The following is a 3450-nucleotide window of genomic DNA, read 5'->3' as shown; positions in this document are numbered from 1 at the left end:
TAACTACTCGCAAGTTTGGCAGTATTATCGATATCATGGAGAGATAAAATTAGTAAATTAATCACAAAAGAGTACAAGTTATTATTGGTTTTAGCGGTATCCATGCTTATTGCAATTTTTATTGTTAAATGGGCAAATGAAGATAGCCCTATTTATAGACCACTAATTCAAGACATGCGTTTGGTTGACTCTGTTAAAATCGCGGACGTATTAGACCAAGAACGTATTTATTACTACGCGGATGTTAAAAACCATATGCTTTACGTCAACCAAGACCAATCAGAGCTAGCTCGTGTTTCACTTGCTAAAATTGGTATTGTCATTGAATACCCTGAAATTACTAAGCACACAGATCTGAATAAAGCTTACGATGAATTCATCAAACAAAAAAAGGTGGATGAGGAAACAGGAAAAATATGGCAAAGACCTTGGTTCTTTAAATTAGTTAAGTTGGTTATGGGAGCATTAGTTATTATTGTTTTAATTCTTGCTGTAGTTCGTCCAGCGCTAGCATCAATAATTTATGACGAAGACGAAAAGTAGTTATAATAAGTCGTTAAAGCAGGACAAAAAACAGTTGGCTTTTGCTCCTGCGTCGCTTATTTTAGCCAACAATTTTATTGCCTCTTAACGAGGCGTTATGACTCAAATTGAATTATGAAAAATTATCAGGAAATATTAGTTGAGTGTTGGTATGACCAAGTTGATCTTGAATCGATCAAGAAATGGGCCTACACGTACATTGAAAATAATGATGATATTCCTGAAGAGATATTTGAATTACTTGATGCTGATAAATATCAATTTGAAGACCTTCTTCTAAAACTGTCTAGAGCAATAGATTCTGATTTTTCACAACAATCCATTAGTGCTGAAATCTTGGCAGCTAAGCACTTAAAAAAAGTAGCTTCCAAGTATCTAAATGATGAAGTAACTCCAATGGATGTTTGTAGAGTCGTAGGTAAAATTGATGGTGGTTTTTTGGGTGCTTCTAGGGGGCTGCCTGATAACATTGCTTACTATCCTGATTGGTTAGGAAATCTCTATAATAGCTGCGATTGGTGTGATGATGCTTGGACAAGTAGTAGTGCGCCTCATTTAAAGAAAGACTTAGAGACCCAAATAGAGAGCATTGGTAAATGGGTCGAAAGTCATAACAAGTCGCTGAAAGGCGACGCAAAAATACGCGCGCTTTAGCGAGGCGTTATATTTATGAGGAAAATTAGTGGCTTCGGAAAAAGTGATTAGCATTATTGCGATAGCAATTTCTACTTTCGCGCTATTTGTTTCGGTTTGGCAGGCTTGGGATATTCGGGAATACAACAAGCTTTCGGTTAAGCCCCATTTGCAAGTTAACCCAAAATTAACTGGTGGTAAAGAAACTGGCTTATATCTAGAAAATGCCGGAACAGGAACTGCTTTTATCGAATCTATAAAGCTTAGTTTTAATGGGAAAGTATTCGATATTATAGAAGATGGATCATCAGGTTTTTTCAACTCTATCAATGTTAAACCAGGATGCTACAGGGAGAGTTGGCCAAGAAAGGGGGCAGCAATCCAATCAGGAAAAGATTTCCCGCTAGTAAGAGTCACAGATGCCAACTTCTCTTTATGTAATATTGAGGCAATGAAATTTTTAACAGAACCGGATGTGATCATGAGTATACGATATAGGTCACCCTATAATGATAAGCTTGAGTTTTCTGAGAATATAAACCTAACTAAAAGAGAGCTTGGAGTATATTCTGAACTTTTTAAGAAACTAAGAAATATAACAAATCAATAAACTCGGACGCAGCAAGCTGCGCCGGTTATTTAAGCGTTAACTGTACAAGGTAGCTCGAGAATCGGATGTCTAACAAATCTATCTTAGAAAGATTACTGGCTGAAATTGAAAAATATGAAGCTTCACCTAAAGAGCGAGATGAGTTTGCGGCTAGATTTACCTATGCAATAGAAGCACTTGAAGCAATTCCATATTCTGTACTTCAAGAATCTAGAGATTGGCAATACCGTATTGAAATGGAAGGTTACTTTGATGAAGAAGGTTTTGAATCAGAGAATGAGGTAGTTATTCCTAAATTAAAAAATTGGGTTAGCGATCTTATTCAAAAGTACAGTTAACAAGGCGCTTAACAGGACAAATAACAGTTGGCTTTTGCTCCTGCGTCGCCTATTTTAGCCAACAATTATTTGCCTCTTAATGAGGCGTTATGCATATCGGTTAAGTTGAGATGGATCTGAAACACAAACGGAAAATAGACATTTCTATTTTTTGTCGGAATAAGTAGCAGAATTTTATTTGTCAATTCAGATGCTAGAGTTATATCGGTAGTGCTTGATGACGCTGTATTATCATGCAAACAAAACAAGAAGTATGACAAATACACGGGCTACTTTTCTTTAAACGGCTTGACTCTTAGTTCCAGAAAAAGCTATGAAACGTGTCAGTCATTTAAAGATGCTGTTGCAGGGAAAACGTTAAGGGCAATTACCTAAGCGAGAATAATCTCCTTGTTGATATAACTATCGATAAAAAGGTCTACTATGAAAGGTCATTTGTTCGGCATATTTTTCTTGCTGCATTTTTATCCATGCTTGGGCATTGACAAGTCATGTCACCTTTTGGCTTTGGCGTAAATATGCATAACAAACCACTCAAGGCTCTCGCTTCGCTCGCTGGGACAGTAACACGTAGGCTCTGTCGCTTCGCTCCTAATTTTAGCCTACGTATTACTGCCCCTTAGTGGGGCGTTAAATTACACAAGGTAAAAATTTAGAATGGAAGTAAATTGCAGTAGATGTAAGAGAACGATAGAGCCTGCAAATATTAATGTAGGGAAAGACACAGCATACTGCGCAAGTTGTGAAAACCTAACAAGCTTATCTTCATTGCTTGAGTCCTCACCTAGTGGGAAATTTGACGCTACTAACTCTGTTCGAGGTGTGATTGTAAGTGATAAGGGCTATAGCTGGTCAATTGAATCTTCTAATAGAAGTTTAATGGCTCTTTTCTTAGTGCCATTTACTTTAGTTTGGGCCGGAGGCTCACTATCTGGAATATATGGATCTCAATTATTGAGTGGTGAGTTTGAATTAGAAAAGTCATTATTCGGCCTGCCTTTCTTAATCGGTAGTATTGTACTTATCACTATAAGTTTAATGAGCTTGTTTGGGCGAACCGTTGTAAGTAATGAAAATGGAAGTGCGCTGGTTTTTATAGGAATTGGATCTATTGGGTGGTACCGAAGGTTTGATTGGAAAAATATTGAGAGAGTGGCTGAGAGTAGTGCGCGACAACATAAGCATTTGTCGCTCGAAGGTGATAAACGCCTGAATTTAGGTTGGGGGCTAAGTAGTGAAAAGCTCTACTTCCTTAGTAATTTTCTTCGAGCAAAACTGAAAAAGTAATTTAACAAGGCGCTCAAGCTTTGGACGCAGTAAACTGCG

5 protein-coding genes are annotated in these 3450 nt (G+C 37.4%); all 5 read left to right on the top strand.

What is annotated here, in order from left to right; translation table 11 throughout:
- Positions 1 to 102: 102 nt before the first annotated feature.
- Positions 103 to 543 (top strand): hypothetical protein, encoded by a 441-nt coding sequence (locus SANK73390_RS02010; RefSeq protein ID WP_462762900.1) that lies wholly within the window; start codon positions 103 to 105, stop codon positions 541 to 543.
- A 114-nt stretch (positions 544 to 657) separates the two neighbouring features.
- Positions 658 to 1197, top strand: a complete 540-nt coding sequence (locus SANK73390_RS02005) for a hypothetical protein (RefSeq protein WP_462762898.1) — start codon at positions 658 to 660, stop codon at positions 1195 to 1197.
- A gap of 28 nt (positions 1198 to 1225) precedes the next feature.
- Positions 1226 to 1786 carry a hypothetical protein gene (locus SANK73390_RS02000; protein ID WP_462762895.1) on the top strand — a complete coding sequence of 187 codons (561 nt, stop codon included), beginning with the start codon at positions 1226 to 1228 and terminating at the stop codon, positions 1784 to 1786.
- Between the two features lie 65 nt (positions 1787 to 1851).
- Positions 1852 to 2124, top strand: a complete 273-nt coding sequence (locus tag SANK73390_RS01995) for a hypothetical protein (RefSeq protein ID WP_462762892.1) — start codon at positions 1852 to 1854, stop codon at positions 2122 to 2124.
- 657 nt (positions 2125 to 2781) lie between these two features.
- Positions 2782 to 3411 (top strand): hypothetical protein, encoded by a 630-nt coding sequence (locus SANK73390_RS01990; RefSeq protein WP_462762889.1) that lies wholly within the window; start codon positions 2782 to 2784, stop codon positions 3409 to 3411.
- The last annotated feature ends 39 nt before the right edge of the window (positions 3412 to 3450 follow it).

The organism is Pseudoalteromonas sp. SANK 73390 (assembly GCF_054966645.1).
This window is presented reverse-complemented; position numbering and strand designations above follow the sequence as displayed.

What these genes read in the sequence shown, in the direction of transcription:
- SANK73390_RS02010 (WP_462762900.1), top strand. Translation starts at nt 103, where the DNA reads ATGCTTATTGCAATTTTTATTGTTAAATGGGCAAATGAAGATAGCCCT.
- SANK73390_RS02005 (WP_462762898.1), top strand. Translation starts at nt 658, where the DNA reads ATGAAAAATTATCAGGAAATATTAGTTGAGTGTTGGTATGACCAAGTT.
- SANK73390_RS01995 (WP_462762892.1), top strand. Translation starts at nt 1,852, where the DNA reads ATGTCTAACAAATCTATCTTAGAAAGATTACTGGCTGAAATTGAAAAA.
- SANK73390_RS01990 (WP_462762889.1), top strand. Translation starts at nt 2,782, where the DNA reads ATGGAAGTAAATTGCAGTAGATGTAAGAGAACGATAGAGCCTGCAAAT.